This is a genomic window from Cloacibacterium sp., assembly GCF_047601505.1.
Taxonomy (GTDB): domain Bacteria; phylum Bacteroidota; class Bacteroidia; order Flavobacteriales; family Weeksellaceae; genus Cloacibacterium.
The window spans coordinates 1,053,386-1,080,229 of the sequence record NZ_JASGJD010000001.1; the positions used below are offsets into that span (position 1 = coordinate 1,053,386).

Genomic DNA, 26,844 nt, shown 5'->3' on the forward strand with positions numbered 1-26,844 from the left:
TATCTTTGATAAAACATAAAACTTAATTGTTATGAAAAAATTTTTTAAAATTTTGTTGGTTTTTTTCATAGTTATATTTCTTGTAATTGTGATTGCAATGATAGCTGTAGGGAAAAAATACCATTATGAAAAATCTATAGTGATTAATGCTCCTGTAGAAAAAGTTTGGCAGAACGTAAATTCTATGAAAGCCGTAAATTCTTGGAGTCCTTTTATGGATTATGATAAAAACATGAAACAAACTTATTCTGGAGTTTCAGGGCAAATTGGTGATACGTATCATTGGAGTGGAAACGAGCAAGCTGGCGAAGGAGAAGAGAAAATTACGGCATTAGAACCTAATAAAAAATCTTCTATAAATATTCGTTTTATAAAACCTTTTGAAGCTAGTGCAGATGCAGATGTACTTCTAGAACCTCAAGGAAACGCCACTAAAGTAACATGGACTTTCGATACGGAAATGAATTATCCTATGAATTTAATGAAATTGACAATGGATAGTCAAATGGATAAAGATTTTGGCAAAGGATTGCAAAAATTGAAAGAAATTGCAGAAAAGTAATTTTCTATTGCTGTTTTTAATAAAATCTAAGACCTTTCAATTTTTTTGGAAGGTTTTTTGTTTTTATATTTGGCAAGGATAGAAAAATGCAGATGCGGAAACAATACTACAATAAAGAAAATATAAGAACTTTTGTAAAAGATCAAATTAATGGTAAAATTAAAAAACTAGAGTTTTATCTTAATTTTACTTTGGAAGCAACCAGAGAAATAAAGAAAGCTTCCAAATACGATTCTATAAGAGAAGAGATGCAAGACGAAATTTACCACTTAGATAAGCAAATGTATTCTCTTAAATCTATGCAAAAACAAATGCAGAGAGTTCTTAATTCCACTTCTACGAACGTACAACTAGGTTCTTTGGTAATTACTAATAAAGCGAGATTTTATATTTCGGTTTCTTTGGGCGAATTTTTCTTAGAAAATACTCGTTTTTATGCCATTTCTACAGAAAGTCCAATGTATAAAATTATGGCAGGGAAATCTGTAGGAGATTCCTTTGTACTGAATAGAATTCATCAAGAAATAATAGAAGTTTTATAAAAATTTAGAATAAAAAATGAAAAAATCTGAAATATTAAAAGAAATTATAGAAACAAGAAGAAGTATATTTCCTAAGGATTATTCCACAGAAGATATTCAGCAAGAGGTTTTAGAAGAAATTTTAAATGCAGCAAATTTTGCTCCTAATCACAAAAGAACTAAACCTTGGCGTTTTAGAGTTTTTAGAGGAGAAGAAAAATTGAATTTAGGAAAAGAACTTCAACGGTTGTATAAAGAAATTACTCCAGAACAACTTTTTCTTCAAAAAAAATACGAAGATATTGGCAATAAATTTTCTAAATCTAATGTTGTACTTACCGTTTCTGTTAATTTTAGCGGTTTGGTGCCAGAATGGGAAGAAATAGCTGCTACAGCAATGGCAGTGCAAAATATGCATTTAACTTGTGTTGCAAATAATGTTGGAGCTTACTGGGGAACACCAGGAATGAAAGATTATTTAGGCAAATTTTTAGAACTTGAAGAAAACCAAAAATGCTATGGTTTATTTTTTATGGGAATGATTCAAAATTAATTTGCTGATAATGAATAAAATTCTTATTTTTGCAGACTTAAAATATTAACAGGGACGAGTTCCCCTAAATTCACAACAATATGTCAGTAAAAATCAGATTACAAAGACACGGTAAAAAAGGAAAACCTTTTTTTCACATCGTAGTAGCAGACGCTAGAGCTAGAAGAGATGGTAGATTCATCGAAAAACTAGGTGTTTACAACCCAATTACAAACCCTGCAACCATCGAATTAGATGTAGATGCAGCTGTAAAATGGTTAAACAATGGTGCTCAACCAACTGATACTGCTAGAGCTATCCTTTCTTACAAAGGAGCTTTACTTAAAAAACACCTTCAAGGTGGTGTAGCTAAAGGTGCTTTCGATGAAGCTGAAGCTGAAAAAAGATTCAACGCTTGGTTAGAAAGTAAAGAAGCTGCTGTAAATTCTAAAAAAGATGGTTTAGCACAATCTAAAGCTGATGCTAAAAAAGCTGCTCTAGAAGCTGAAGCTAAAGTAAACGAAGCAAGAATTGCTGCTGCTGCACAAGCTGAGGCTGAGGCTAAAGCTGCTGAAGAAGCTGCAAACGCTCCTGTAGAAGAAACTACAGAAGAAACTCCTGCTGCTGAAGCTGAAGGAACTGAAGCAGAAGCTTAATCAGTTTAAAAAAATAACTAAATTTGTAGAGGTGCGATTTTTCGCGCCTCTCTCATTTTTAAAACTTCTATAATGAACAAAAAAGATTGCTATTTTTTAGGAAAAATTACTAGAAAACACGGTTTAAAAGGAAATGTAATTCTGAAATTAGATACAGACCAACCAGAATTGTACAATAAATTAGAAGGGATTTTTGTAGAAGTAAATGGGCTTTTAGTGCCTTTTTTTATTGAAAAACAACAATGGGGAAATGATAATTCTAAAATAATTACCTTCAAAAATTCTTCCGAACAACTTGTAGAGCAATCTATTGGTAAAAATGTGTTTTTACCACTTTCTACATTGCCAAAACTTTCTGGTAACCAATTTTATTACCACGAAGTGACAGGTTTTGAGATAAGAGAAGAAGATGGTAAATCTTGTGGCAATATTGTTGAAGTGAACGACCAAACAGCACAACATTATTTTATTCTTAAATTAGCAGATAAAGAAATCATTATCCCAATTATTAAAGATTGGATTTTAGAAGTAAACCGAGATGAAAAATTCATCACCATGCAATTGCCAGACGGTTTGATGGATGTTTTCTTGGTACCTTCTAAAAAAGACGAATAATTTTTTCGACTCTTGATTTCAATCAATTTTTTTTAGAAAAGTTCAGCATAGTTTTGTCTTGTAATTTTTAAAATTCAAGACAATGAAAAAACTATTTCTAATATTCAATTTATTTTTAGGTATAACTTTTTTATTTTCTCAAAATTCAGATTCTCTGAGAAAAACAAAATTTATTTCTTTTTCGCCAAAGAAAAATTTATCAGATAACGTCAATGGAATTAATGTAGGTGTTTTAGATGCTTATGATGGACAAAAAATTAATGGATTTAATCTTCAATTCAATCCTGTCGTTATCATTTATCCACTTCTTCCAAAAGCAATTCCTGCTCCCGAAAAAGATAATGGAAGCGTTGTAATCAATGGAATTCATTTTTCTACAAGTGGAACTACTGATGCTAAAGAAGTGAATGGAATTGGTGTTTCTATGTATCATCACGCTTTTGCAACCAATGGAATTTCTGTAAATTTTTATAACAACACTTCCAAAAAACTCAATGGAATTCATATTTCTGGATTTTCTAATAATACAGATGTAGGAAATGGTTTAAATGTTGCTTTTCTTGGGAATTATGCTGAAAATTTTAATGGAGTACAAATCGGTTTATCTAATGACGCTGAAGACTTAAAAGGTTTACAATTAGGACTTTTCAATAAAACCAATAAAATGAAAGGCTTACAAATTGGTTTCTGGAACAAAAACGGAAAAAGAAGTTTGCCATTAATCAATTTTTAAAAATGAAAAGGAATATTGTTTTTTGGTTAATGTTTTTTTTTGTTACTAATTCGGCGCAAGAAAATTTTTCTTTCAGAAAAAACATTGTGAATACCAATTACTATTACGCAACTGCAAAGAATTTTACCGAAAATGGAGTGCAAGTTTCTTATTTTAGAAGGTCTGAAATTGAAGAAAATATCCATATTGAATATGGTGCTAATATTTATTTCTCTGGGAATAAAAATCCTTTGATTTACATTAAACACGATAGTATTTATCAAACTAAAACCACAGGAATTAATTTTGATTTTGGAATAAAAATGGTGAAATCAAAAAGAATAAGAGATTTTCATTTAGAATGGACGTCAGAATTATTATTCGGTGCGATTAGTTTTGATAGAGGAAATATACCTAAAACAGAGTACGAAAATCCTTACGAACAAGAAAAAACGGTTGAAATTGATACGGGTTTAGGATCTCTTCCTACATTTAATTTTGGTCAAGGTTTAAGAGTTTTCAAAAATAAAATTGGTGCAGAAGTTAAAATAAATTACTTGCCAATTTATTGGGTTGAGAAAAAACATCTTCCAGAAAAAATGAATATGTTCAGATTTTCTCTTGGGATGGTTTATAAATTTTAAATTTTGTAATTATGAAAAAAATAATTTATGTTTCTCTATTTTTAATTTCCATATTTTTATTTTCTCAAGAAAAGAAATTTCAACCCATTTATTATGTTGATTATCAATATGCAGGTGAAAATCAATTGAAAGTAGGAAATGAATTTATGCTTTATAATAATCAAGGTAAATATGTTCCTAATTTAATTTTACTAGGAATTGGTGGCGGAATATCTTATTCAAAAGAAAAAATTTATTTCATTCCAGATTTATATTTTAGGTATAATTATGGTATAGGTTATTTTAAACTTGGAACTACAAATCAAAATCTTTATTCTTTTACAGGATTGTCTATTTTTAATTATTTTGATGTAGGATTGGGGTATTCTAAGAGCTATAATAATTCTAATTTAAAATTAAATGGACTTAGCATAGAGTTAGCATTAAAACTAACAAAAAGAAAAGATATAGCAGATTTAAGTTTTATTTGGTAGAATAAATTTATCCCTACAATCAAAAATTACGCCAAAATTTCATAAATTTGCCTTCCATAGTATTTATGAAGTTATGAGTAAGCAGACTATTAAAGAAATTCTTGGTGATTATAAAAAATTATTACACCACGACATTACCGTACAAGGTTGGGTTAGAGCATTCCGTTCAAACCGTTTTATCGCGTTGAATGATGGTTCTACCATTAATAATTTACAAATTGTTGTTGATTTCGAAAATTTCGACGAGAATATCATTAAGAATATCAAAACAGCTTCTTCTCTTAAAATTACTGGCGAAGTAATAGAAAGCGAAGGAAAAGGTCAAGATATTGAAATCATCGCTAAAAAAATTGTAATTCTTGGAGATAATTTTTCCGAAGAAATGGAAAAAACGGTTCTTCAACCCAAAAAACACTCTTTAGAAGTACTTAGAGACCAAGCGCATCTTAGATTCAGAACCAATCTTTTCGGGACGGTTTTCAGAGTGAGAAGTGCTGTAAGTTTTGCGATTCATCAATTCTTTAACCAAAATCATTTCTTCTACATGAATACGCCAATCATTACAGGTGCCGATGCAGAAGGTGCTGGTGAAATGTTTGGAGTTACCAATTTTGATTTGAATCAAATTCCGAGAGACGAAAACGGAGAAATTGATTTTGACCAAGATTTCTTTGGTAAGAAAACTAATTTAACGGTTTCTGGTCAGCTTGAAGCTGAAACTGCAGCAATGGGATTAGGAAGAGTTTATACTTTTGGGCCAACTTTTCGTGCAGAAAATTCTAATACTACACGTCACCTTGCCGAGTTTTGGATGGTAGAACCAGAAGTGGCTTTCAATAATTTGGAAGACAATATAGATTTGGCAGAAGATTTCTTGAAATATGTAATTGGTTATGTTTTAGAGAATTGCAAAGACGATTTGAAATTCTTAGACCAACGTTTTGCTGAAGAACAAAAACAAAAACCAGAAAAAGATAGAGCAAAAGAAGGCTTAATAGAGAAATTAGAAAACGTAATTAAAAAACGTTTTATGAGAGTTTCTTATTCTGAAGCTATCGAAATTTTATTGAATTCTAAAGAAAATAAAAAAGGAAAATTCCAATTTCCAATCGAAGAATGGGGTGCAGATTTACAGTCTGAACACGAACGTTATTTGGTAGAAAAACACTTCGAAAGTCCTGTAGTTTTGTTTGATTATCCTAAAGAAATTAAAGCTTTCTACATGAGATTAAACGAAGACGGAAAAACTGTAGCTGCAATGGACGTGCTTTTCCCAGGAATTGGAGAAATTATTGGTGGTTCGCAAAGAGAAGAAAGATTAGATGTTCTAAAACAAAAAATGACTGAAATGCACGTAGATGAGCATGAACTTTGGTGGTATTTGGATACCAGAAAATTCGGTTCTGTTCCGCACGCTGGTTTTGGTCTTGGTTTAGAAAGATTAATCCTTTTCGTAACAGGAATGACAAACATTAGAGACGTAATTCCTTTTCCTAGAACTCCAAAAAATGCTGAATTCTAAGTAGAATTTTGCAAAATTTTGAAATAAAAATGTAACAAATTCAGAAATCAAAAAACTTATTTTTGAATTTCTAAACAATAAACAATGCTCAAACAAAACCTACAATTAAAATTAGGACAAAAATTAGCTCCGCAGCAAATTCAGTTGATGAAGTTGATACAGCTTCATACGCTAGAATTTCAAGAAGAGCTTGAGCGTGAGTTAGAAGAAAATCCTGCGTTAGAAGTTGTAAAAGAAGAAACCGGAGATGATGATTTTTCTAGTTTAGACAATAATAACGATTACGAAGAAGAAGGCAACGAAAGCATAGAGACAGATTTTGATGTAGATGAATATTTGTACGACGACGAACCTTCTTATAAAACGGCTTCTAGCAATTATTCGGCAGATGATGAAGAGTTTGACAACGAAAGCCTTCTCACAGAAGGGCAATCTCTTTATGATTATCTAATGGAGCAAATTCGCTTGTCTAATATTGAAGGTGATGATTTGAAAATTGCAGAATATATTATCGGGAATTTGGATAATGATGGTTATCTGAGAAGAGAATTAAAATCTTTGGTAGATGATTTGGCTTTTTCTCAGGGCATTTATACCACTTTAGAAAGGGTGAAATATGTTTTGGAAAATTATGTTCAGAAGCTAGATCCTCCTGGTGTTGCAGCAAGAAATTTACAAGAATGTTTGCTTCTTCAGATTGAAAAAAAAGTAAGTGGAGATAAAGCCGTAATTCTGGCAGGTAATATTCTGAGACATCAATTTGATGCACTTACCAATAAACATTATGCTAAAATTATCAGCAAATATGATATTGAAGAAGAAGATTTAAAAGATGCTTTGGATGTAATTTCTAAGCTTTCGCCGAAAGTTGGTGGTAATTTTGACACGCAAACTATCACCATTAACCAAGAGATTATTCCAGATTTTGTAATTCAGATAAAAGATGGAAATGTAATCCCATTGTTGAATAGTAGAAATGCTCCTACATTAAGAGTTTCGGAGGAATATAAAGAAATTTTGAGCACTTATTCTCATGATAAAAATTCTTCTGAACACAAGCAAGCGGCACTTTTTATCAAACAAAAGTTAGATGCCGCAAAATGGTATATTGATGCGATAAATCAGCGTCAAAATACTTTGATGCAAACCATTATGGCAATTGTAAAATTGCAAAAAGAGTATTTCTTAACGGGCGACGAAAAAAATATTAAACCAATGATTCTGAAAGATGTTGCAGATATTACAGGTTTTGATATTTCTACCATTTCCAGAGTTGTAAAAAGCAAATATGCAGATACGCCCAATGGTATTATTTTGTTGAAAAACTTATTTTCAGATTCATTAACCAATGATGATGGCGAAGAAGTTTCTACCAAAGAAATTAAAAATCATTTGCAAGAAGTAATTGGCAACGAAGACAAAAGAAAACCTCTTACAGACGATGCTCTGGTAGAAGTTTTGAAAGAAAAAGGTTACAATATTGCCAGAAGAACTATTGCGAAATATAGAGAACAACTCAATATTCCGGTCGCGAGATTGAGAAAAGAATTATAAAAGGAAAACCTTCAGAATTGTCTGAAGGTTTTTTTATGAATTTTATTGTTCTTCTTCTATTTTTTGAAGCTGCTTCAAGTTTTTGTTTAATCGTCTCATAATAATTCCGTAGACAATTCGGTAATAAAGCAATACAAGTACAATTCCAAATGCAAGACTTATTGCTGTACCTACATAAAAACCAATAATGGTAGAATTTTGTAAGTGTATATTTTGAATTTTTAAAGAATAGATTGTAAAAAATGTAATTACAAAAGTGAAAAGAATAAGCAAAATAATATTGATGAGGATAAAAGCATTTACCGTTTTCTTAAATTTTATAATTTGTAAAATGAGATTTTTGAGGTTGCATTCAATTTTTATTTTTCTGTAATTTTTATAAAATAGGAATACAAAAATAGCAGTAATAAGCAAACTGAAAATCTTTAGCCCTAAATAAAGATGCCCGAAATTCATTTCTATATCTTGAGTAACCCTTAAACCTAGTTTTTTCATCATATTGAGAAAGCTCTCATTATTATTAGACGAAAAAATGGTGTAAATGCTGAGCAGAGCAAAGAATAAAAATTCAACAAGGCTTATCCAAAAAATATATTTTACATAATTTCTAGATTTTTTATTAAGCATGGCTTCAATTTCCGAAGTTTGATATACTTCGGGCACTTTTTGTTCTTGCCAAGATTTTTTTAAATCGTCTATATCGAAATCTAGATTAGCCATGCTGTAACATTAGTTCTTTTAAGGTTTTCTTAAGTCTATTCATTTTCACTCTTGCATTTACTTCGGTTATCCCTAGGTTTTCTGCTATTTCTTTGTAAGGAATATCGTCTAGATACATCATTACAATTGCTCTTTCCACATTGGGTAGCATTTTTACCACCTTGTAGAGCAAAGAAATTTGTTGTTGTTTTTCGCCATCATCTTCCATAAACGCCCGTTGATGAAAATCCATCAACTCGTCTGTTTGAGGAGATTTTGTTTTTTTTCTAAAAAGCGTGATTGCAGTGTTTAGAGCAACTCTGTACATCCACGTGGTGATTTTAGACTGTCCTTTGAATGAGTCGTAACTTCGCCAGAGTTGTAACACTATCTCTTGAAAAAGGTCTTGTTCGTCTTCCAGAGAGTTGGTGTATAATCTGGAAACTTTTAGGATAAGCCCCTGATTATTTTTTACCAACTGAGAAAATTCTTTCTGTTTAGCGTCCAAAGCCTGTTAATTTTAAGTAGCGAAGATAAGAATAAAGTGTAATTTTTTAATCAATCAAAATGTTAATTTTTTTCAAGATTATAAATCCAAACTTCCATCTTCGGACTTTCAACAATTTCCGTATCTTTGCCTTCCACAAGAAAAACGGCTTGTTGATTCGGAGAAATCTGGGTAGGAAAGTCTGGACACCATAGGGCAACATAGCGGATAACATCCGTCGCGCGCAAGCGTAGGACAAGTGCAACAGAAAGCAAGTACAGTTCGGCTGTAGTGAAAACAGGTAAACTCTATGTGGTGCAATGTTAAGTATATCATCAGCTAAGGGCGGCTCGTCCGTTGATGAGGGGTAAACAGCTCAAGATTTGTAGCAATGCAAATCGTAGATAAATAACAAGCGTCCCAATTCGTTGGGAAACAGAATCCGGCTTATAGTTTTTCTTGTGGTTTATTTTTAAATTTAAAAGATTTTATTTTTCTTCTTCCAATTGTTTCTTTGCTTCATCTAAAGCTTCCTTTTCTTCTTTTGGCAATTCAGGATAATGTAAATCCATTTCTTCTAGAGCGTTAATAATAATTTGAAGAGTTGCAAGTCTGGCAAACCATTTTTGATCTGCAGGTATTACAAACCAAGGTGCATGTTTTTTGCTGGTTTTGTTAATGGCTTCTTCATAGGCTTTCATGTAATCGCCAAAAAGAGCTCTTTCTTTAAGGTCTGCTGTAGAGAATTTCCAATTTTTATTTCCTTCGTTTATTCTGTCTAGAAATCTTTGTTTTTGTTCTTCTTTAGAAACGTGAAGAAATATTTTCACGATTTTGGTGCCGTTTCTTGCCAGGTGTTTTTCAAAATCTTGAATGCTTTCATATCTGTTTTCCCAAAATTTTTCGTCAAAATCTGAAACATCTTTCCATACTTTTTCACTCAAATTGTATTGTGGATGTACTTTGCAAACCAATACATTTTCGTAATGACTTCTGTTGAAAATGCCAATTTTTCCTTTTTCGGGCAAAGCAATATAATGTCTCCACATAAAATCATGGCTGTACTCTTTAGAAGTAGGCGTTTTAAAACTCGTTACTTCACAGCCTTGAGGATTTACACCACCGAAAACATGCTCTATTAGAGAATCTTTTCCTGCAGCATCCATCGCTTGTAGAACTACCAATAGAGATTGGCTTCCGTCTGCATAGAGCTTTTCTTGTAGAGAATAGAGTTTTTGTTTTTCTTCTTTCAATAAATTTTCTCCTTCTTCTTTGGTTATATTTCCTTCGTAAGAAGTTTTGTAATCTTTTATTTTGAATTTAGAGTTTTCTTCAATTAGAAATTCTTTGGTGAAATCGTTAGCCATATCTCAAGTTTTAGAATATAAAAATAAAAAAAACCGCCAAAAAGACGGTTAATTATTTTAAGTTATTTTTTGCTAATTTATTGAGCTGCAACTACAGTTCCTTGGATGTAAAGAGTAACTCTACCGCTTTTTGGGTCATTAGAAAAAACATCAATTGTTTTTTTAAATGCGTTAAGATTAGCAGTGTTATAATGAACTTTTACTTCTCCTTTTTTTCCAGGTAAGATAGGTTCTTTTGTCCAATCAGAAGCTGTACATCCGCAACCTGGTTGTACGTTGCTTATAATTAAAGGCTTATCGCCAGTATTTGTAAAAGTAAAAACTTTATTTCCATCAGAATTAGCTTTTACAGTTCCGTAATCTATAGTAGTTTTCTCGAAAGTAATTGTCTGTGCGCTAGAAAATGCAAATGTACCAAATAATAAAAGACCTCCAACTAATTTTTTCATTTTTAATATTGTTTTGAAAATTATACGTCAAAATTATAAATTAATTCTTAAAAAAAGATTAAAATTAAGATTTAATTTAAGCTTTTAAAACTTAACAACAATTATACCATTAATGTTATACGCTCTAGAATTTAAAATTTAACTATTTTATCGTATTTTTGCAAGCTATAGATAAAGTTTAGATTTTATGCAGATTTCAGAAAAATATAATCCTCAGGAAACCGAACAAAAATGGTACAACTACTGGTTAGAAAATAAATATTTTCATTCAACACCAGATAACAGACCTCCTTATACAATTGTAATTCCGCCACCAAATGTTACGGGAATTCTTCACATGGGACACATGCTGAACAATACCATTCAAGATGTTTTGGTGAGAAGAGCAAGAATGCAAGGGTTCAATGCACTTTGGGTTCCAGGTACAGACCACGCTTCTATCGCTACTGAAGCTAAAGTGGTAGCTAAATTAAAATCTGAAGGAATTAATAAATCTGATATTACAAGAGATGAATTTTTGGTTCATGCTTGGGATTGGACGCATAAATATGGCGGAACAATTCTTGAACAATTAAAGAAACTAGGTTGTTCTTGCGATTGGGACAGAACTCGTTTTACAATGGAACCGAAATTGTCTGCTCAAGTAATTAAATCTTTTGTTGATTTGTATAAAAAAGGCTTGATTTACAGAGGTTACAGAATGGTGAATTGGGATCCAGAAGCAAAAACCAATATTTCTGACGAAGAAGTAATCTATAAAGAACTCAACGGGAAATTATATTTCTTAAAATATAAAATTGAAGGCTCTGAAGATTTCATTACCGTAGCAACTACACGTCCAGAAACGATTTTTGGTGACGTAGCCATCTGCGTAAATCCTAATGACGAAAAATATGCTCATCTAAAAGACAAAAAGGTAATTGTTCCTATCGTAAACCGAGTAATTCCGATTATTGAAGACGAATATGTAGATATTGAATTCGGAACCGGAGCGCTCAAAATTACACCAGCTCACGACATCAACGACTATGAAATTGGGCAAAAACACAATCTTCCAATGATTGATGCTTTAGATGATGATGGTAAATTGAATGAACATGGTTTGCATTACAACGGAAAAGATCGTTTTGATGTTAGAAAATTGATTGCCAAAGAATTAGAAGAAAAAAATCTTTTGCTAAAAGCAGAAGATTACGTAAATAAAGTAGGAACTTCCGAAAGAACAGGTGCTGTAATAGAGCCGAAAATTTCTCAACAATGGTTCCTTAAAATGTCTGAAGTTGCAAAACCTGCATTAGATGTAGTAATGAATGATGAGGTGAAATTTCACCCAGAAAAATTCAAAAATACGTACAGACATTGGATGGAAAACATCCGAGATTGGAATATCTCTCGTCAATTATGGTGGGGACAACAAATTCCGGCGTATTACTATGGAGAAGGTAGCGAAGATTATGTTGTTGCCGAAAACATTGAAGAAGCTTTAAAACTCGCTCAAGAGAAAACTTCGGACTTCGGACTTCAGACTTCGGACTTGAAGCAAGACGAAGACGCTCTAGACACTTGGTTCTCTTCTTGGCTTTGGCCAATGTCGGTTTTTGATGGAATGTTAGACGAAAATAACGAAGACATCAATTATTATTATCCAACTTCAGACTTGGTAACAGGTCCTGATATTATTTTCTTTTGGGTAGCCAGAATGATTATGGCAGGATTGGAATTCAAAGGCAAAGTTCCTTTCAAAAATGTTTATTTTACAGGAATTGTAAGAGACAAACAGCGTAGAAAAATGTCTAAATCTTTGGGTAATTCGCCAGACCCAATTGAATTGATAGAAAAATATGGTGCAGATGGAGTTAGAGTTGGGATTTTATTGAGTTCTGCTGCTGGAAACGACCTTCTTTTTGATGAAGATTTAATGTTGCAAGGAAGAAATTTCGCTACTAAAATCTGGAACGCTTTCCGTTTAATTCAAGGTTGGAAAAAAGAAGACAAACCTGCTAATGAAGCAGATTTACAAACGATAGAATGGTTTGGAAATCAAATGAATAAAACCATAGCCGAAATAAACGACCAATTCTCAAAATTCAGAATTTCGGATGCTTTGCATTTGATTTACAAGTTGGTTTGGGACGATTTTTGTGCTTGGTATCTTGAAGCCATCAAACCAAATTATGGAGAAGGAATTTCTCAGGAAGTATATTACAAAACCATTGCTTATTTTGAAGAATTGATGAGATTGTTGCATCCTTTTATGCCTTTCCTTACCGAAGAATTGTATCAAGCAATTTCTGAAAGAAGTACGGAAGAAGCTTTGGTAATTGCTCAGCAGAAAAAAGAAGAATCTTTTAATGAAGAGAATATCAAAGGTTTTGAAACAACTAAAGAATTGATTTCTGGGGTTAGAAATTATCGTCAAAGCAAAGGGATTTCTCCAAGAGAAGCGGTAGAATTATTTACCAATGTTTCATCTTTTGACAACGAAGCGGTGGCGAAAAAATTAGCAAATATTTCTGAAATTCATTTTGCTGAAAAAACAGACAAACCAAGTTTCACGTTTTTAGTTGGCGCAACAGAAGTTTCGATTCCGTTGAGTGAAAATTTAGATTTAGGAGAAGAAAAAGCAAAAACTGAAGAAGAATTAAAATATTTAAAAGGATTTTTGGTTTCTGTAGAAAAGAAATTATCTAACGAAAAATTTGTGGCAAACGCAAAACCCGAAATCGTAGAAAACGAACGCAAAAAACAAAAAGACGCGCAAGATAAAATTGCAATTTTAGAAGAGAAACTGAAATCATTGTAAGATGCTAGAAGTTGGATGAATGACACTTTTTCGTTTTGTAAAACATCTAGCTTCCATCATCAAACCTCCAACAAAAACATGCAACATTTAAAAAACATACAAACTCTTTTTTCTAAAAATTTTGTAGAAAATCCACTTCTAGAAACCTTTGAAGTGGGTAAGTTACATCTTAGCAGTGGATATTTGGTAGCAAATGATCCTTTGCTTACGCCAGATAAACAAGCTTTTACAGTGAAATTTCCTATAGGAGATTTTACCACTTTTATTCACAAAGAAAGAGAAAGCAATTGTATTGCCTATGCAGAAGTTGTTTTTGCCAATCAAGAAGTTGATTATTGGAAAATGGCGGTTTGCGAAGGGCAAAATATTAAAGATTTGAAAGACGAAGAAATATTCGGTTATCCTGTAGAATCTGGGATGGGTTGTTTTATGGATTTGGATTCTCAAAATCTTTTGAACAATTTAGAAATTGAACTTTTTGAGAAAAAAGGAAAAGATTTTCTAGGTATTTATGAAGAGTTTTTTCATCAACATTTTTACGACGAAAACGGCGCGATAGACCAATTTGCATTTCTAAAACCTTACGATAATAAGTCTAATAATATTTTTGCTTTCGAGACAGGTTTTGGCGAAGGATTCTATGCTTGTTACATCGGTTTTGACGAACAACAAAATCCTGTAAAAATTATTGCAGAATTTATTGAGGTTAAATCCGAATAAAATATTATTTTTCACAACAAATATTAAATAGCTTAATAACAGATGAAATTTAATTCTGAACAACCCAAAATCATTGTGGTAGGAAGCTCTTCTATAGATTTGGTTCTTAATACAGAAAGATATCCTCAGGCTAATGAAACCGTAATGGCAATAAAGTCTGAGACTTTTTTCGGCGGAAAAGGTGCCAATCAGGCGGTTGGTACGGCAAGATTGGGAGCCAATACTTTGTTTATAGGTTGTGTAGGAATGGACCCTTATGGTCAACAAATTCTTAGAAATTTGGTAGATCAAAATGTAAATGTAGGTTTTGTACACGAAGATATAGACACCGCTACAGGTACAGCTTATGTTACAGCTTCTGGAGGCAAAAATGCAATTGTGGTGGTACCTTCGGCAAATTATTCTTTAAAACCAGAACATCTTGAAAATGCGGATAAATTTTTCTCAACAGCAGATTTGGTTTTGGTACAATTAGAAATTCCGATGAATGCTGTAGAAGCTGTTTATGAAAAGTGTAAAAAATATGGGACTAAACTTGGCATTTATGCTGCTCCGGCTCATAAAATTTCTCAGGAAATAATAGATTATGCTACGTTTGTTATCTTGAAAAGCAATTATTTGTCTTTGATGTTTGATGAGGACACAAAAGATGATGTGCTGAAGAAATATCCCAATAAAATATTTTTGAGAGACGATACCAATTCTACAGTTTATTACAATGGTTCTGAGATGAGGTTTTACAGAAACGACCCGAAAGAAATGCCTAATAAAATGGGAATGGGAGATGCTTTCGCCTCTGGTTTTGCTATAGCATTTTGCCACGGAAATGAGATAGATGATTGTGTGAAATTTGGGAATGATGTCTCGCTTAAAGTTTCTAAAAAACGAGGTTCTCAGTTAGGTTTGCCTTATCTCAAAGATTTTAAATTTTAAGAATTTAAGTCATTATATTGCGATTGATTTTACATTTTTGAAAAACGATTTCCGATTGGTTTTTGTAGATTTGAAGCATGAATGAGCACATAGAAAAAACAATAAATTTTGTAAAAGAAAAGTTAGAAGGAGCAGAAGCTGGGCACGATTGGTTTCATATAGAACGCGTTTGGAAACTTTCAAAAAAAATTTCTGAAAAAGAAGGCGGAAATTTAGAGGTAATAGAACTTTCGGCACTTTTACATGATATTGCAGACCCGAAATTTCATAACGGAGACGAAACTTTGGCTATAAAAATTTCCTCAGAATTTCTTAAAAGTATTAAAGTTGAAGAAAAAATCATCAACCAAGTTCTTTATATTATTGAAAATATTTCGTTTAAAAATAGAGCAGAAGCACATCAAAACCCTTCTCTAGAATTGCAAATTGTACAAGATGCAGACCGTTTGGATGCTATTGGCGCTATAGGAATTGCCAGAACGTTTAATTTTGGAGGTTTTAAAAATAATTTGATGTATCATCCAGATATTCAGCCAAAACTCAATATGTCTAAAGAGGAGTACAAAAAATCTAAAGGAACTACAATCAATCATTTCTACGAAAAACTTCTTCTATTAAAAGGTTTAATGAATACTGAAACTGCAAAAAAAATCGCATCAGAAAGACACGATTTTATGCTGAAATTTTTAGATGAATTCTATAAAGAATGGAAGGTTGAAATTTAGAAAATATTGTAACCTAAAATAAAGGAGAAAATATTATAATTACTATCCCAATAAACATAATTGTCAAGTATGTTTTTCTTTGCATATCTTATCTCTAATTGGTATTTATTTTTATAATTGTATCCTGCTCCAATATTAAAAAATAAGCCACTTTTGTTTGGGGTTAAAGAAGTAAGTTCCATATTTGAATATTCTATTTTAGCAGGCTTAATAACATGGTTAAAGGTTAATAATCCATTTATGAAAATTTTAGAATTTTTATTTAGAAACATATAGTGTCTAAAGCCTATAGGAAACTCAATGCGAGAGTATTTTACAGAACCTTCAAAATCTGAATTTCTACTATTTGAAGTAAGTTTTTGCGTATTCGAATTATAATTGTAATAAGTAGGTTCGAAGATTAGTGCCCATTTGTTTCTATTAAAGGATAAGATATACTCTAATTCTATTCCAAATCTAAAACTTACTTGAGAAGGGTATTTTAGTTCAATGTTTTTATTATCAATTTTCAAATTATTAAGAGTTAGACCAGGTCTTATATTTAAAAATATTTTACTTTTATTTGTTTGTTTAATATTCGTAATTCCATTATGCAAATCAAAAACTTTTTTCAATTTTTCTTTATTATAGTCGGTAATGTTCAGTAATTTTATGACTTCATTATTGTTGCTAAATATTTTTTTTAGTTGTGATATATATGTTTTGTTTTTAGCAACTTTAGTTTCATCACCATCAGGATTATATATTTTGTAAATTAGAGGTTTAATTATTCCGTCTTCATCAGAATAAAAAAAACGGTAATCATTTGCATTTTCAAAATAATAATATAGAGTTTTTAAGCCTGATGAAGCTACATAAAGAAAAACTTCTTTTTCTTCCCAACTAGGTTCTTCAGTATTCGAAAGATTATTGATGTTATAAGATGAATTCTCTATTTTACCAGTGTATCTCACCAATTTATTATAGCCAAATACTTGAAATTCTTTTACGGTTTTTGTGTCGGCTGTTTTTTCTTCTCCACTTTCAGTTTCTTTATATTTGAAGGATTTAGGGTTTTCTAGCCAATCTATATTTTTTATTAAAACCTCGTGTTTTTGGTTTTCATTGTCTATAAAATAGCCCTTTTCATAAGATAATTGAGACCAAACAAAAGCTGAAATAAAAATAAATAAAGAGAATAATGTTTTTTTCATGGTTAATGATTTTAGTGTAAAAATACAAATAATAATACATGATTATAAAACAAAATTTTATATTTGTAGTATATTATGATAAATATCTTATTTTTATAATTATTTTGAATGAATTCCATTAATTATTTACTTTTATTCTTGCTTGTTTTTGCGTTGTTTCTTAGTTTTTTCAAAACTGGAAAAAATTCACGTATTGCTAAAACTTTCAGAATTTTGATTACACTTTTCGGAATTCTTTTTTTTGGATACTGGTTTTTTCAAAAAAGTTTGAATAATTTTTTAGAAAAATCAATGTCTATACAAGTCATCAATAGATTAAATCAGCCAATAGATTTTTACGCGATAAAAGTAATTAATAAAGACAAAAACCAATTTCTATCAAAACATATTGGCAATGTAAGAACCAATCATTATCAGATAGAATATTTTGATATGAGCAATTCTAACGAATTTTGGATTGTTGGTTATCTTCCCAAAAATAAGATGGTTTATTTTACGCAGCATAGTGTAATTAATAAAGAAGCCGACCAAAAAATTGAAGTTAAAAACTATCTTAATCAAAGCATAAAACTCTCCGAAAAAGCCGAAGAAGTTATAGAATATCTAAAACTTGGGAATATCGGGCAAAGTGTAATCGTTACGTTAACCTTGTTACTATTATTTTTAAATATTGTTTTATTAACAAGAAAAAAAGTATCTTCTCATTGATTTCATAAAAATAAAGATTGAGAAACCTAAAAAAGGAAATGGTAAAAAGAAAGACTCCAGCAAATAATTGTTGGAGTTTTTTTATATTTGTTAGTGTAAAAACTTAAATATAATAATGATGAAACTGAAATTTACTTTTTTGGGATTATTTTTCTTTGTCCTTTTTCAAGCTAACGATTTTTTTAAATCTGTTCAGAGTAAGCCTATTAAAAATGCCTCTTCTTTGGTTATTTTCTATCGTCCAGATTGTCCGTACTGTATAAAAATGGATAATGAAATTGAAAATAATGCAGATTTGTCTAAGCAAATTAAAACAAAATTTAATGTTTCTGTTATTGACATTACCACAGCAGAAGGAAGGCAAATTGCAGCATTTTATGGTGTGGATAAAGTGCCAGCAATAATTAAATATGATAGCAAAAACGAACAATTTGAAAATATTGTAGGTTTTCAAAAAAGTGATGCTCTTAGAAAATTACTTTTTCATAAAAATAGTTCTCAAAAAGCATTAAAAAATCTAAACACTGCATCGATTTGTGGAAATGGAGTAGTAGAATTTCCAGAAACGTGTGATGACGGAAATACTGTAAATGGCGATGGTTGTAGCAATACCTGTAAGCTAGAAACAGCAGTTTGCGGAAACGGAGTTGTAGAAAGCGGAGAAACTTGTGATGATGGTAATACAGTAAATGGCGATGGTTGTAGTAACACTTGTAAGCTAGAAACAGCAGTTTGTGGAAACGGAATTGTAGAAAGCGGAGAAACTTGTGATGATGGTAATACAGTAAATGGCGATGGTTGTAGCAACACTTGTAAGCTAGAAACAACAGTTTGTGGAAACGGAATTGTAGAAAGCGGAGAAACTTGTGATGATGGTAATACAGTAAATGGAGACGGTTGTAGCAATACTTGTAAGATAGAAACAGCAGTTTGCGGAAACGGAATTGCAGAAAGCGGAGAAACTTGTGATGATGGTAATACAGTAAATGGAGACGGTTGTAGCAATACTTGTAAGATAGAAACAGCAGTTTGCGGAAACGGAATTGTAGAAAGCGGAGAAGCTTGTGATGATGGAAATGCATTAAATGGCGATGGTTGTAACAATACTTGTACAGTGCAATCTGGATGGAGTTGTACAGGAAGTCCAAGTGTTTGTTCTAATACGTTATCTGTTGGAGAGGCTTCTAATCAAGGTGTTTTTAATATAAATGTTGCGCCTAATCCTGTTACAGATAAATTGCATATTCAGTTTTTTCTTTCAAATAAGAGCAATGCCGAAATTGTAATTTTAGATGTTTCGGGGAAACAAGTTTTTCAGACCAAAAACACCAACTTAATTGTAGGTTCTAATGATTTGGAAATTGTTGTTAAAGACAAACTTTCTCCAGGAATTTATATCCTGAATATAAAATTTTCAAATGATAAAGTGGTTACCAGAAAAATTATGATAAAATGAAAAAAAACAGCTCCGGAATTTTGGAGCTGTTTTTTTATTTGAATGTGGAATTCTTGAAATTTTCTAACATTATTTTTCCTTTATCTTCATCTACAAACATAATATTTGCAGAAAAATCTTTTTTTCCAAATAATCTACTGTACATATAAGAATGAAAAACTATTTTGTTAGGATAAATAATTTTCATGTAGATTTTATAAAATTCAAGCCCATTAATTTTTTCTTTCGTAATCTCAGAACTCACTTTACAACCAGGGATATTATCAATAAAAGTTTTAGTGAGAGTTTTATTAATAAATTTGATATTTTCTAAGTAGCTTCCATCTTTTGCTGGATTGAAAGGCTGATAATTTGCCTCAAAGTAATTTAATTGGTCTGTTCTAAATACAAGAATTGTTTTAGATTGATTTATTACTTTTTGTCCTGTACTTTTTTCTATTGCTGCTTTTCCTTTTTGTTGAATTTTTTCCCATTCTTTTTCAGTGAAATTTTCAAAATTATCAGGAATGTTAATTTTCCAGTTAAATTCTTTGTTGTAGAATTCGTTTTGAGCATTTACTAATCCTGAAATCAAGAAAAATAAGAGAAATGAAATTGTTTTTAAGTTCTTCATAGCTTATTTAGTTTTTATACAAATTTTTTAGTGAGCCATTTTCTTAATGGTATATCATAGAGTTTTAAACTGAGATAAGCGGTTAAAATTGAGCCAAATAAAACCAATAACGCTGCCGGAATAGATTGCGCCATGGAAAGTTTATGATCTACCACATAAGAGGAAAATACATAGATAAACGGATAATGAATGATATAAACAGGATAGGAAATGTCTCCTAAAAACTGACTGATTTTTTGTGCGGTTTTCCCCTTTATTTCGCCACTTGCACCAAGATAAACAATAAAAGGAAATGCAAAAATAATAACCAAAGATTCATAAATGCCATTTTGCCAGTTTTCAGTTCCAATTCTTGGAATAGACAAAAAGAAAATGATGAGAATAGTACACCACAAAAATGCATTTTTAATGTAAACTGGTTTGTAAATTCTAGATACTACTAAACCTGCCAAAAAAGGATATGCTAAACGAGAAAAACCAACTTTTGTTTGTTGTATATCTAAAGACCAACCGCCTATTACATCGCCGTTTTCTCCGAAAACTGCCAAATTTATGGTGAAAAAAGCAGCAATTACAGCGAGAGCGATTAAAATTTTTGTCGGCAATTTGTGTAAAAACAAAGCATAAAAAATATTGGCAATATATTCGTAATAAAGCGACCAAGCAGGTCCGTTTAAAGGATGCATTTCTCCCCAACCTCTTATCTCGAAATTTTTGGTTAATGGAATTAAAGTACAACCAATTAAGGTTACCAAAATTAATTTCCAAACGGAAACGTCTTTAATCTGAGGAAATAAAATGGGAGAGTAGCTGTAGTAATATGCAATAGCTCCAATTAGCATTCCCATGATAATCATTGGATGAAGCCTTATTAATCTTCTTTTGAAAAAACTGCTAAGCGTCATTTTGTTCCAACGGTCATCGTAAGCATAGCCAATTACAAAACCAGAAAGTGCAAAGAAAAAATCAACAGCCAAATAACCGTGATTGATGATTTGTTTTGCGTGGTCTCCGCCAGAAAATATTTCGAATAAATGAAATACAATAACCAGAATAGCAGCAATACCGCGTAAAGCATCTAAAATTTCGTAATGTTTTTTGGTGTCTTGGAAGAAGGTAGATTTTTCCATTGGTTTTTGATTTTATAAACAAAGTTTTTTAATTTCTGTGCTATCTGTTGCTCTCCAAAAATTATCTTTCTGGTAATACTTAACATTAAAATGATGAGAGCTTAGGGTTTGTGTCTCTGTTTTTTTAATTAGTGAATAATGTACAATTAAAGAATCATTTTTAAAATCAACTTTAGAAGAAAGCAAACATTGAATAATTTTGTTATTTTGAAGCTCACACATTCCGCAAAAAGAATTAATAATAATAGGATTTAATTTTTTTTGAGGTGTAATTTCCTTAAAAATGTAATATTGTGTAGAACAAAATCCCGAACCAGAGCCACAGTCTTTCAGGTAATAAAAATTATTTTTCTTCCCTAAGGTACTGTAATAATTATTCCAGCAACAAAGGTTATACACAGAGTAGTATTTTTCTTTTTGTAGAATTTCACCGTCTTTATTTATTTCTAAGAGATAGTAAGACGGAAATGTTTCTTCGTTGATGACATCAGTTATGAAAAATATGTAGTTTCCGTAATTATCTTTTTTGTAATATTTTCCTATTGTATCAGTTTTTTTTAAATCAAGAAAATGGAGATTTATTTTTTGTTTTTCATTGAGTTTTTTTAAGATTTCAATGCCAATTTTTTTAGAGATGTAACCAGAGTCTTTTTCTAAAAAATCTCCAAAATAATTTTCGTGCTTCTTTTGATTACAACCAATAAGTATAATTACAGATGTAAAAAGTGAGAAAATAATAAAGCTAGATATTTTTTTCATGTTTAAAAATCATAATCATCAAATTTCTAAAACTTTAGGGAATTTACAAAATAAAAATCCGACTATTTAGCCGGATTTTTGTCATATTTTAAGAGAAATTACTTGCCTTTTTTCTCTTTTAGTTCTTCTTTGTCTTTGTCTGAAGGATTCCAAACTTTTACATCTGCATTTTTATCAATTCCTGAAAGAATTTGTACATTAATACCATCACTAGCACCCAATTTTACATATACTTTTTTGAAACTTCCGTTCGGTTGTTTCACTTCAACAAATGGTTTATCTACACCTTTTTCTTTTTCATATTGTACAAGGCTTTCGTCTAGTAAAAGTGCATTTTTTTGTGAGCTCAATACAATTTCGCCATTTGCCGAAAATCCAGCTCTAATGTATTCGTTTGAAGGGTTGAAAACGTCTCCTTCAATCGGGAATTTTATAGTTCCACTTTCGTCTTTTCCTTTAGGAGCAATCATGGTAACTTTTCCTGGGAAGGTTTTATTTTGAAGCGCACCAATTACGATGTTCATATCCATGCCTTCTTTTATTTTTCCAGCTTGTGCTTCGTCTATTTTTCCTTCAAAAATTAAAGAATTAAGGTCTGCAACGCTACAAATGGTTGTGCCAGCATTAAATTGGTTGGCTTCAATTACTTGGTAACCTACTTTTACAGGTACTTCAAGCACTGTTCCGTTGGCTTTAGAACGAATTTGAGTTGTAGCTAAATTTTGTAAACCATCGGCAACACCTGTTCTGGCAATTTGAAGATTTTTTTGAGCCGTTTGAAGTTGTTGATATGAGTTTTTAAGAGAATTTTGCATGTTGAGTAAACTCTGTTGTGCTGTAAGAAACTCTTGTTTTGAAACAACACCTTGGTTGTACAATCTTTGTTGCATATTAAATTGCTGTTGTTGGGTAGCAAGATTGGCTTTTGCATTGTTAATCTGAAGGTTAGCGTTTTGTACTTCTTGTTGAGCAGCATTTACTTGTGAAACACTAGGAACGATTTTTAAAGTAGCAATTAATTGTCCTACAGTAACTTTATCACCTTCTTGTACCAGAATTTTATCTATAATCCCAGACATGTTTGGTTTAATTTCAATTTCTTCTCTAGGTACTATTTTACCAGTTGCCATTACTTTGTCTTCCATGTTCTGCACCATTGGTTTTCTGGTTAAAAATTCTTCTTTTTCTGCAGAATTAGAGGTAATGAGGTATTTTACTCCCATGAATAATAATATTACAAATAGTAATCCTAAAATGCTGTATATAACCTTTTTAGCTGACAAGTTTTTCATTGTATATGAAATTATTTAGTTTATTATTTTTTTTAATTTTTAATCATCATTTCGTTAGATTATTCAGAACGAAGTGCTTCTATTGGTCTAATTTTTACTGCTCTTTGTGCAGGAATCATTCCGATAATTAAACCTAAAATTACCATTATGCTCATTGCTGCAAATACATGAGAATAATTTACCGTAGGATTATAAAAAGGGAATTTGTCTTGGTTTTTGGTAAGTCCGTCTATGAACATCAACAATAAAATTCCGAATATGAAACCCAACAAACCAGAAGTTAAAGTAATAACCACACTTTCTAATAAAATCTGATTTCTTACTTCGGCTGGTTTTGCTCCTAATGCTCTTCTAATGCCTATTTCTTTGGTTCTTTCTTTTACCGTAATTAAGAGAATGTTAGAAATGGCAATTACACCAGCAAGAATGGTTAATGTTCCTACAATAATGGTTAAAAGCTGCATCCCAGTAAGAAAACCTGTAAGTTTCCCAAATTCTTTTCCTAAGTTGAAGCTTCCAAAAGCATTGGTGTCGTCTGGCGAAGCGTGATATTTAGATTTTAATTCTGTTTTTACACTGCTTTCTACATCGTTAAGGTCTGCATTTGGTTTGCTTACGATGGCAAAAAATCCTACTCGGTCTCCATCGTTATACATTTTAGTATAAGTAGAAAGAGGTATAAAAGCAGTTTGGTCGTTATTCATTCCGCCACCACCTTGTCTCACTCTGAAAACACCAATTACATTGAAGAATATCCCTTTAATGTTGATAGATTTTCCTATTGGGTTTTCGTTTTTCTTTGCATCGAAAAAGTTTTTATAAATTTCTTCTCCTATTACCGTTACGTTTTTGTTTCCGCTTACGTCTGCATCATTAAGATATCTTCCGTAGATTAATTTTTTTTCAGAAATTTTATTCCCGATTGGATAATCGCCAGTTAATGAATAAGTAGCAGATTTTCCGTTTCTAGACATCTGTTCGCCAGGGTTTCCAAAATTCCCTTTAGAATTTTGAGGTGAAATATAATCTATCTGAGGAACTTTTCTTTTCAGCATATCCATGTCGGTAAGATGAAGTTCCATTTGTCTTCCTTTTGGAAAACCATCATAAGGAATGGTAGTATTTTGAGCCCAAAGAAAAATAGAATTGGTAGCAAATCCCGAAAATAATTTGTCAAAACCATTTTCCATACCTTTTGCAGCTCCTAATAAACTCACGAACAAGAACATCCCCCATCCAACGCCAATCATGGTGAGGAAAGTACGAAGTTTATTATTCCTAAGTGAATAATAGATTTCTTGCCACGTATCTTTTTTGAAAATGATATTCATAGGGTCAATTTTTTGCTTTGCAAAAGAGAATTTTTTGAAATGAATTTCTTTGAGTGAATTTCTTCAAGAGTTTTAAATTTTAATTTCAGAAAGAAAAATTCACGATTCACTTTTTCAGCTGTTCATTAATTTTGATAATAATATAAAAGTTGTTTTAATATTTTTTCCTAATTCGGTTAATTTTTTTGCCGTTTTATATACATCTAAATTATAGTGGTTTAAATTTAAAAACATGTCAATAATGGGTATTAGTTTTATATTATTAAATTCAATTATTATAATTCACTATTCTCTTGCAGAGCGAATTCACTTTTCCAAAGGAAAAAATTCATTATTTATTCCGCTCTCAAAGCTTCTATTGGTTTAATTTTTGCGGCTCTGTAAGCTGGTACAAATCCAGCAACTAATCCTGAAAAAACTAAGCTTACAAAAGCCATGATAATGATGCCCCAGCCTACACTCGGGTCTTTTATAAAATATTTTTCAAGGCTGTCTCCAATTAAATTTAAGGATAAAACGCCTAAACCAACTCCTATTAACCCAGAGATTACCGTAATTACAATACTTTCTTGCATGATAAGAGCGATAATGCTTCTCGGTTTTGCACCTATTGCTTTTCTTACCCCAATTTCTTGAGTTCTTTCTTTTACAATATACACCATAATATTGCTAATGCCGATAATCCCTGCAAGCAAGGTTCCCATCCCGATAAAACCTACAATACCTGTAAGAACAGCTAAAAAAGCAAACGTGTCTTCAAGGTTTTTTGCATTGTTTCTTACCACAACGCCACTTTCGTCATCTGGAGAGATTTTTTTTCTAGCTTTGATTTGTTTTTCCAGTTTATCGCTATATTCAATAGCTTTTTTTGGGGCTAAGTTTTCGTTGTAAGCAATAAAAACCGTATTAACGGTATCTGAGCTTTTCTTCATCTGTTGAAGAGTGCTAATCGGTACACTTATCATTCTTTCGTCCCAGTCTCCACCTTCATCAGAAAAAACGCCAATTACTTTAAACATAGTGCCGTTTATTTCTATTTCTTTGCCTATAGGGTCTCCATTTTTTATTAAATCTCGTTGCACCATTCTTCCAATTACGGCAACAGGCAGTTTGTTTAATATATCGTTTGGATTGATAAAACGTCCGTTGAGTAAAGTTCGGTTTTCTATTTTTACTTCATCTTCGTTAGAACCGCTTATTTGGTAATTTCCACTTTCTTTTCCGTATTTTACCATTAAAAAAGTAGAGTATCTTGGACTAGAATATTGTACTTTTTCTTGGTCTATGTTAACAATTTTATCATAATCTTCATTGTTAAAGGAAATACTTCTATCAGATTGAAGTCCACCATAAGCAATGGTGGTTTTTCCTGTAAAAATCGTAATTAAGTTCTGTGCGTCTCTGGCAAAACCTGCTGTAAATGCATTCTGAAGCCCAGAGCCAATGCCAAAAAGTACAATAAATATGTACAAACCTAGCGCTACAGTAAAGCCAGATAGTATCGTTCGCAATACGTTACTGCGAATAGAACTAAAAATTTCTTGCCAACGGTCTATATCAAACATTTTTAAGTTGGAAGCGGGAAGTTCGAAGTCCGAAGACAAAAAAAACCGCTTATTTTTTTAAATTTAATAATTAGGTTTACCTAAATCTTCCGTCTTCCGACTTCCGACTTCGGTCTTTTACAAAACAATCTGTTCTATGTATTCATCTACTTCAATAAGTCCATCTTTCAGGTGTACATTTCTTTTGGTTTGCGCTGCTACATCTGGTTCGTGGGTTACTACAATTATGGTTTTTCCTTCGTTATTAATATCTTGAAGAAGTTTCATAATATCGTGAGTGGTTTTGCTGTCTAGCGCACCTGTTGGTTCGTCTGCCAATATTACTTTTGGGTTGGTAATTAAAGCTCGGGCAATGGCAACACGTTGTTTTTGTCCTCCCGAAAGTTCATTAGGAAGGTGGTTTGCCCATTGTGTCAATCCCACTTTTTCCAGATATTCCATTGCGCGTTGAGTTCTCTCTTTTCTGGGAATATTTTGATAGTACAAAGGCAATGCTACATTTTCTAGAGCAGTTTTGTACCCGATAAGATTAAAAGATTGAAAAACAAATCCTAAAAATTTACTTCTGTATTCTGCCGCTTTTATTTCGGTAAGATGTTCAATAGGGATGCCATCTAATTCGTAAACTCCAGAATCTTTTTCGTCTAAGATTCCGATAATGTTGAGCAATGTAGATTTGCCAGAACCAGAACTTCCCATAATAGAGACAAATTCTCCTTCGTCTATATTAAGGTTAATCCCCTTTAAAACATGGAGTTTACTTTTTCCTGTGTCGTAGGATTTATGTAAGTCTTTAATTACTAACATTAAGTTTTTTCTGAAT

Annotated in this window: 28 protein-coding genes and 1 other RNA gene; 17 read left to right on the forward strand and 12 right to left on the reverse strand. The window is 31.6% G+C overall.

The genetic code is table 11. The annotated features are described in order from the left end of the window. Window positions 1–31: 31 nt before the first annotated feature. The 10 genes from QM746_RS05055 to rpoN all read left to right on the forward strand — a co-directional run bounded on the left by QM746_RS05055 (window position 32) and on the right by rpoN (window position 7,791). Window positions 32–562, forward strand: coding sequence for an SRPBCC family protein (locus tag QM746_RS05055; RefSeq protein ID WP_414983213.1), 531 nt, complete (start codon window positions 32–34; stop codon window positions 560–562). A gap of 86 nt (window positions 563–648) precedes the next feature. Then, a complete protein-coding gene (locus QM746_RS05060) occupies window positions 649–1,104 on the forward strand; it encodes a hypothetical protein (RefSeq protein ID WP_414983214.1) in 456 nt (151 codons plus the stop codon). A gap of 16 nt (window positions 1,105–1,120) precedes the next feature. Next, window positions 1,121–1,636, forward strand: coding sequence for a nitroreductase (locus QM746_RS05065; RefSeq protein WP_414983215.1), 516 nt, complete (start codon window positions 1,121–1,123; stop codon window positions 1,634–1,636). An 80-nt stretch (window positions 1,637–1,716) separates the two neighbouring features. Next, a complete protein-coding gene (locus tag QM746_RS05070) occupies window positions 1,717–2,271 on the forward strand; it encodes a 30S ribosomal protein S16 (protein ID WP_414983216.1) in 555 nt (184 codons plus the stop codon). A 72-nt stretch (window positions 2,272–2,343) separates the two neighbouring features. Beyond that, on the forward strand, window positions 2,344–2,886 hold the full coding sequence (gene rimM / locus QM746_RS05075; protein ID WP_414983217.1) for a ribosome maturation factor RimM: 543 nt from the start codon (window positions 2,344–2,346) through the stop codon (window positions 2,884–2,886). Between the two features lie 82 nt (window positions 2,887–2,968). Continuing rightward, window positions 2,969–3,619 (forward strand): LA_2272 family surface repeat-containing protein, encoded by a 651-nt coding sequence (locus tag QM746_RS05080; protein WP_414983218.1) that lies wholly within the window; start codon window positions 2,969–2,971, stop codon window positions 3,617–3,619. Between the two features lie 2 nt (window positions 3,620–3,621). Continuing rightward, entirely contained in the window at window positions 3,622–4,242 is a 621-nt protein-coding gene (locus QM746_RS05085; protein ID WP_414983219.1) for a hypothetical protein, read from the forward strand. 11 nt (window positions 4,243–4,253) lie between these two features. Then, on the forward strand, window positions 4,254–4,715 hold the full coding sequence (locus QM746_RS05090) for a hypothetical protein (RefSeq protein ID WP_414983220.1): 462 nt from the start codon (window positions 4,254–4,256) through the stop codon (window positions 4,713–4,715). A gap of 73 nt (window positions 4,716–4,788) precedes the next feature. After that, window positions 4,789–6,237 carry an asparagine--tRNA ligase gene (asnS, locus tag QM746_RS05095; protein ID WP_414983221.1) on the forward strand — a complete coding sequence of 483 codons (1,449 nt, stop codon included), beginning with the start codon at window positions 4,789–4,791 and terminating at the stop codon, window positions 6,235–6,237. Between the two features lie 84 nt (window positions 6,238–6,321). Then, entirely contained in the window at window positions 6,322–7,791 is a 1,470-nt protein-coding gene (rpoN, locus tag QM746_RS05100; protein WP_414983222.1) for an RNA polymerase factor sigma-54, read from the forward strand. Window positions 7,792–7,833: 42 nt separating this feature from the next. Here rpoN and QM746_RS05105 read toward each other — a convergent pair whose 3' ends face one another. Beyond that, window positions 7,834–8,511, reverse strand: a complete 678-nt coding sequence (locus QM746_RS05105) for a beta-carotene 15,15'-monooxygenase (protein WP_414983223.1) — start codon at window positions 8,509–8,511, stop codon at window positions 7,834–7,836. Further along, window positions 8,504–8,998 (reverse strand): RNA polymerase sigma factor, encoded by a 495-nt coding sequence (locus QM746_RS05110; protein WP_414983224.1) that lies wholly within the window; start codon window positions 8,996–8,998, stop codon window positions 8,504–8,506. The genes QM746_RS05105 and QM746_RS05110 overlap by 8 nt, the downstream gene beginning before the upstream one ends. 136 nt (window positions 8,999–9,134) lie before the next feature. On the opposite strand from QM746_RS05110, the gene rnpB reads away from it, so the two are divergent. Next, window positions 9,135–9,443, forward strand: an RNA gene (gene rnpB / locus QM746_RS05115) — RNase P RNA component class A. A gap of 22 nt (window positions 9,444–9,465) precedes the next feature. Here the strand turns inward: rnpB and QM746_RS05120 are convergent. Both QM746_RS05120 and QM746_RS05125 read right to left on the reverse strand, forming a co-directional pair. Beyond that, window positions 9,466–10,344, reverse strand: a complete 879-nt coding sequence (locus QM746_RS05120) for a polyphosphate kinase 2 family protein (protein WP_414983225.1) — start codon at window positions 10,342–10,344, stop codon at window positions 9,466–9,468. A 77-nt stretch (window positions 10,345–10,421) separates the two neighbouring features. After that, entirely contained in the window at window positions 10,422–10,793 is a 372-nt protein-coding gene (locus QM746_RS05125; protein ID WP_414983226.1) for a DUF1573 domain-containing protein, read from the reverse strand. Window positions 10,794–10,980: 187 nt separating this feature from the next. Here QM746_RS05125 and QM746_RS05130 point away from each other — a divergent pair, with 187 nt between their 5' ends. From QM746_RS05130 to QM746_RS05145, 4 genes are all read left to right on the forward strand, one after another. After that, window positions 10,981–13,596 (forward strand): valine--tRNA ligase, encoded by a 2,616-nt coding sequence (locus QM746_RS05130; RefSeq protein WP_414983227.1) that lies wholly within the window; start codon window positions 10,981–10,983, stop codon window positions 13,594–13,596. Window positions 13,597–13,674: 78 nt separating this feature from the next. Then, complete coding sequence (locus QM746_RS05135) at window positions 13,675–14,316, forward strand: DUF4241 domain-containing protein (protein ID WP_414983228.1); 642 nt, start codon at window positions 13,675–13,677, stop codon at window positions 14,314–14,316. 42 nt (window positions 14,317–14,358) lie between these two features. Then, on the forward strand, window positions 14,359–15,249 hold the full coding sequence (locus QM746_RS05140) for a ribokinase (protein WP_414983229.1): 891 nt from the start codon (window positions 14,359–14,361) through the stop codon (window positions 15,247–15,249). Window positions 15,250–15,326: 77 nt separating this feature from the next. Further along, on the forward strand, window positions 15,327–15,974 hold the full coding sequence (locus QM746_RS05145) for an HD domain-containing protein (protein ID WP_414983230.1): 648 nt from the start codon (window positions 15,327–15,329) through the stop codon (window positions 15,972–15,974). On the opposite strand, the gene QM746_RS05150 is transcribed toward QM746_RS05145, so the two are convergent. Continuing rightward, complete coding sequence (locus QM746_RS05150) at window positions 15,971–17,167, reverse strand: hypothetical protein (RefSeq protein WP_414983231.1); 1,197 nt, start codon at window positions 17,165–17,167, stop codon at window positions 15,971–15,973. The two genes, QM746_RS05145 and QM746_RS05150, sit on opposite strands and share 4 nt — an antisense overlap. 291 nt (window positions 17,168–17,458) lie before the next feature. On the opposite strand from QM746_RS05150, the gene QM746_RS05155 reads away from it, so the two are divergent. After that, window positions 17,459–17,875, forward strand: coding sequence for a hypothetical protein (locus QM746_RS05155; RefSeq protein WP_414983232.1), 417 nt, complete (start codon window positions 17,459–17,461; stop codon window positions 17,873–17,875). A 115-nt stretch (window positions 17,876–17,990) separates the two neighbouring features. Then, window positions 17,991–19,331, forward strand: coding sequence for a DUF4215 domain-containing protein (locus QM746_RS05160; protein ID WP_414983233.1), 1,341 nt, complete (start codon window positions 17,991–17,993; stop codon window positions 19,329–19,331). A 34-nt stretch (window positions 19,332–19,365) separates the two neighbouring features. On the opposite strand, the gene QM746_RS05165 is transcribed toward QM746_RS05160, so the two are convergent. From QM746_RS05165 to QM746_RS05195, 7 genes are all read right to left on the reverse strand, one after another. Further along, complete coding sequence (locus QM746_RS05165) at window positions 19,366–19,944, reverse strand: hypothetical protein (protein WP_414983234.1); 579 nt, start codon at window positions 19,942–19,944, stop codon at window positions 19,366–19,368. Between the two features lie 14 nt (window positions 19,945–19,958). After that, window positions 19,959–21,074, reverse strand: coding sequence for an acyltransferase family protein (locus tag QM746_RS05170; RefSeq protein WP_414983235.1), 1,116 nt, complete (start codon window positions 21,072–21,074; stop codon window positions 19,959–19,961). 12 nt (window positions 21,075–21,086) lie between these two features. Beyond that, complete coding sequence (locus tag QM746_RS05175) at window positions 21,087–21,833, reverse strand: hypothetical protein (RefSeq protein ID WP_414983236.1); 747 nt, start codon at window positions 21,831–21,833, stop codon at window positions 21,087–21,089. A gap of 98 nt (window positions 21,834–21,931) precedes the next feature. Further along, entirely contained in the window at window positions 21,932–23,125 is a 1,194-nt protein-coding gene (locus QM746_RS05180; RefSeq protein ID WP_414983237.1) for an efflux RND transporter periplasmic adaptor subunit, read from the reverse strand. Window positions 23,126–23,184: 59 nt separating this feature from the next. Further along, a complete protein-coding gene (locus QM746_RS05185; RefSeq protein ID WP_414983238.1) occupies window positions 23,185–24,456 on the reverse strand; it encodes an ABC transporter permease in 1,272 nt (423 codons plus the stop codon). Between the two features lie 335 nt (window positions 24,457–24,791). Next, window positions 24,792–26,021: an ABC transporter permease gene (locus tag QM746_RS05190; protein WP_414983239.1), complete on the reverse strand. Its 1,230-nt coding sequence runs from the start codon at window positions 26,019–26,021 to the stop codon at window positions 24,792–24,794. Window positions 26,022–26,138: 117 nt separating this feature from the next. Continuing rightward, window positions 26,139–26,828, reverse strand: a complete 690-nt coding sequence (locus QM746_RS05195) for an ABC transporter ATP-binding protein (protein ID WP_414983240.1) — start codon at window positions 26,826–26,828, stop codon at window positions 26,139–26,141. Window positions 26,829–26,844 lie beyond the last annotated feature (16 nt).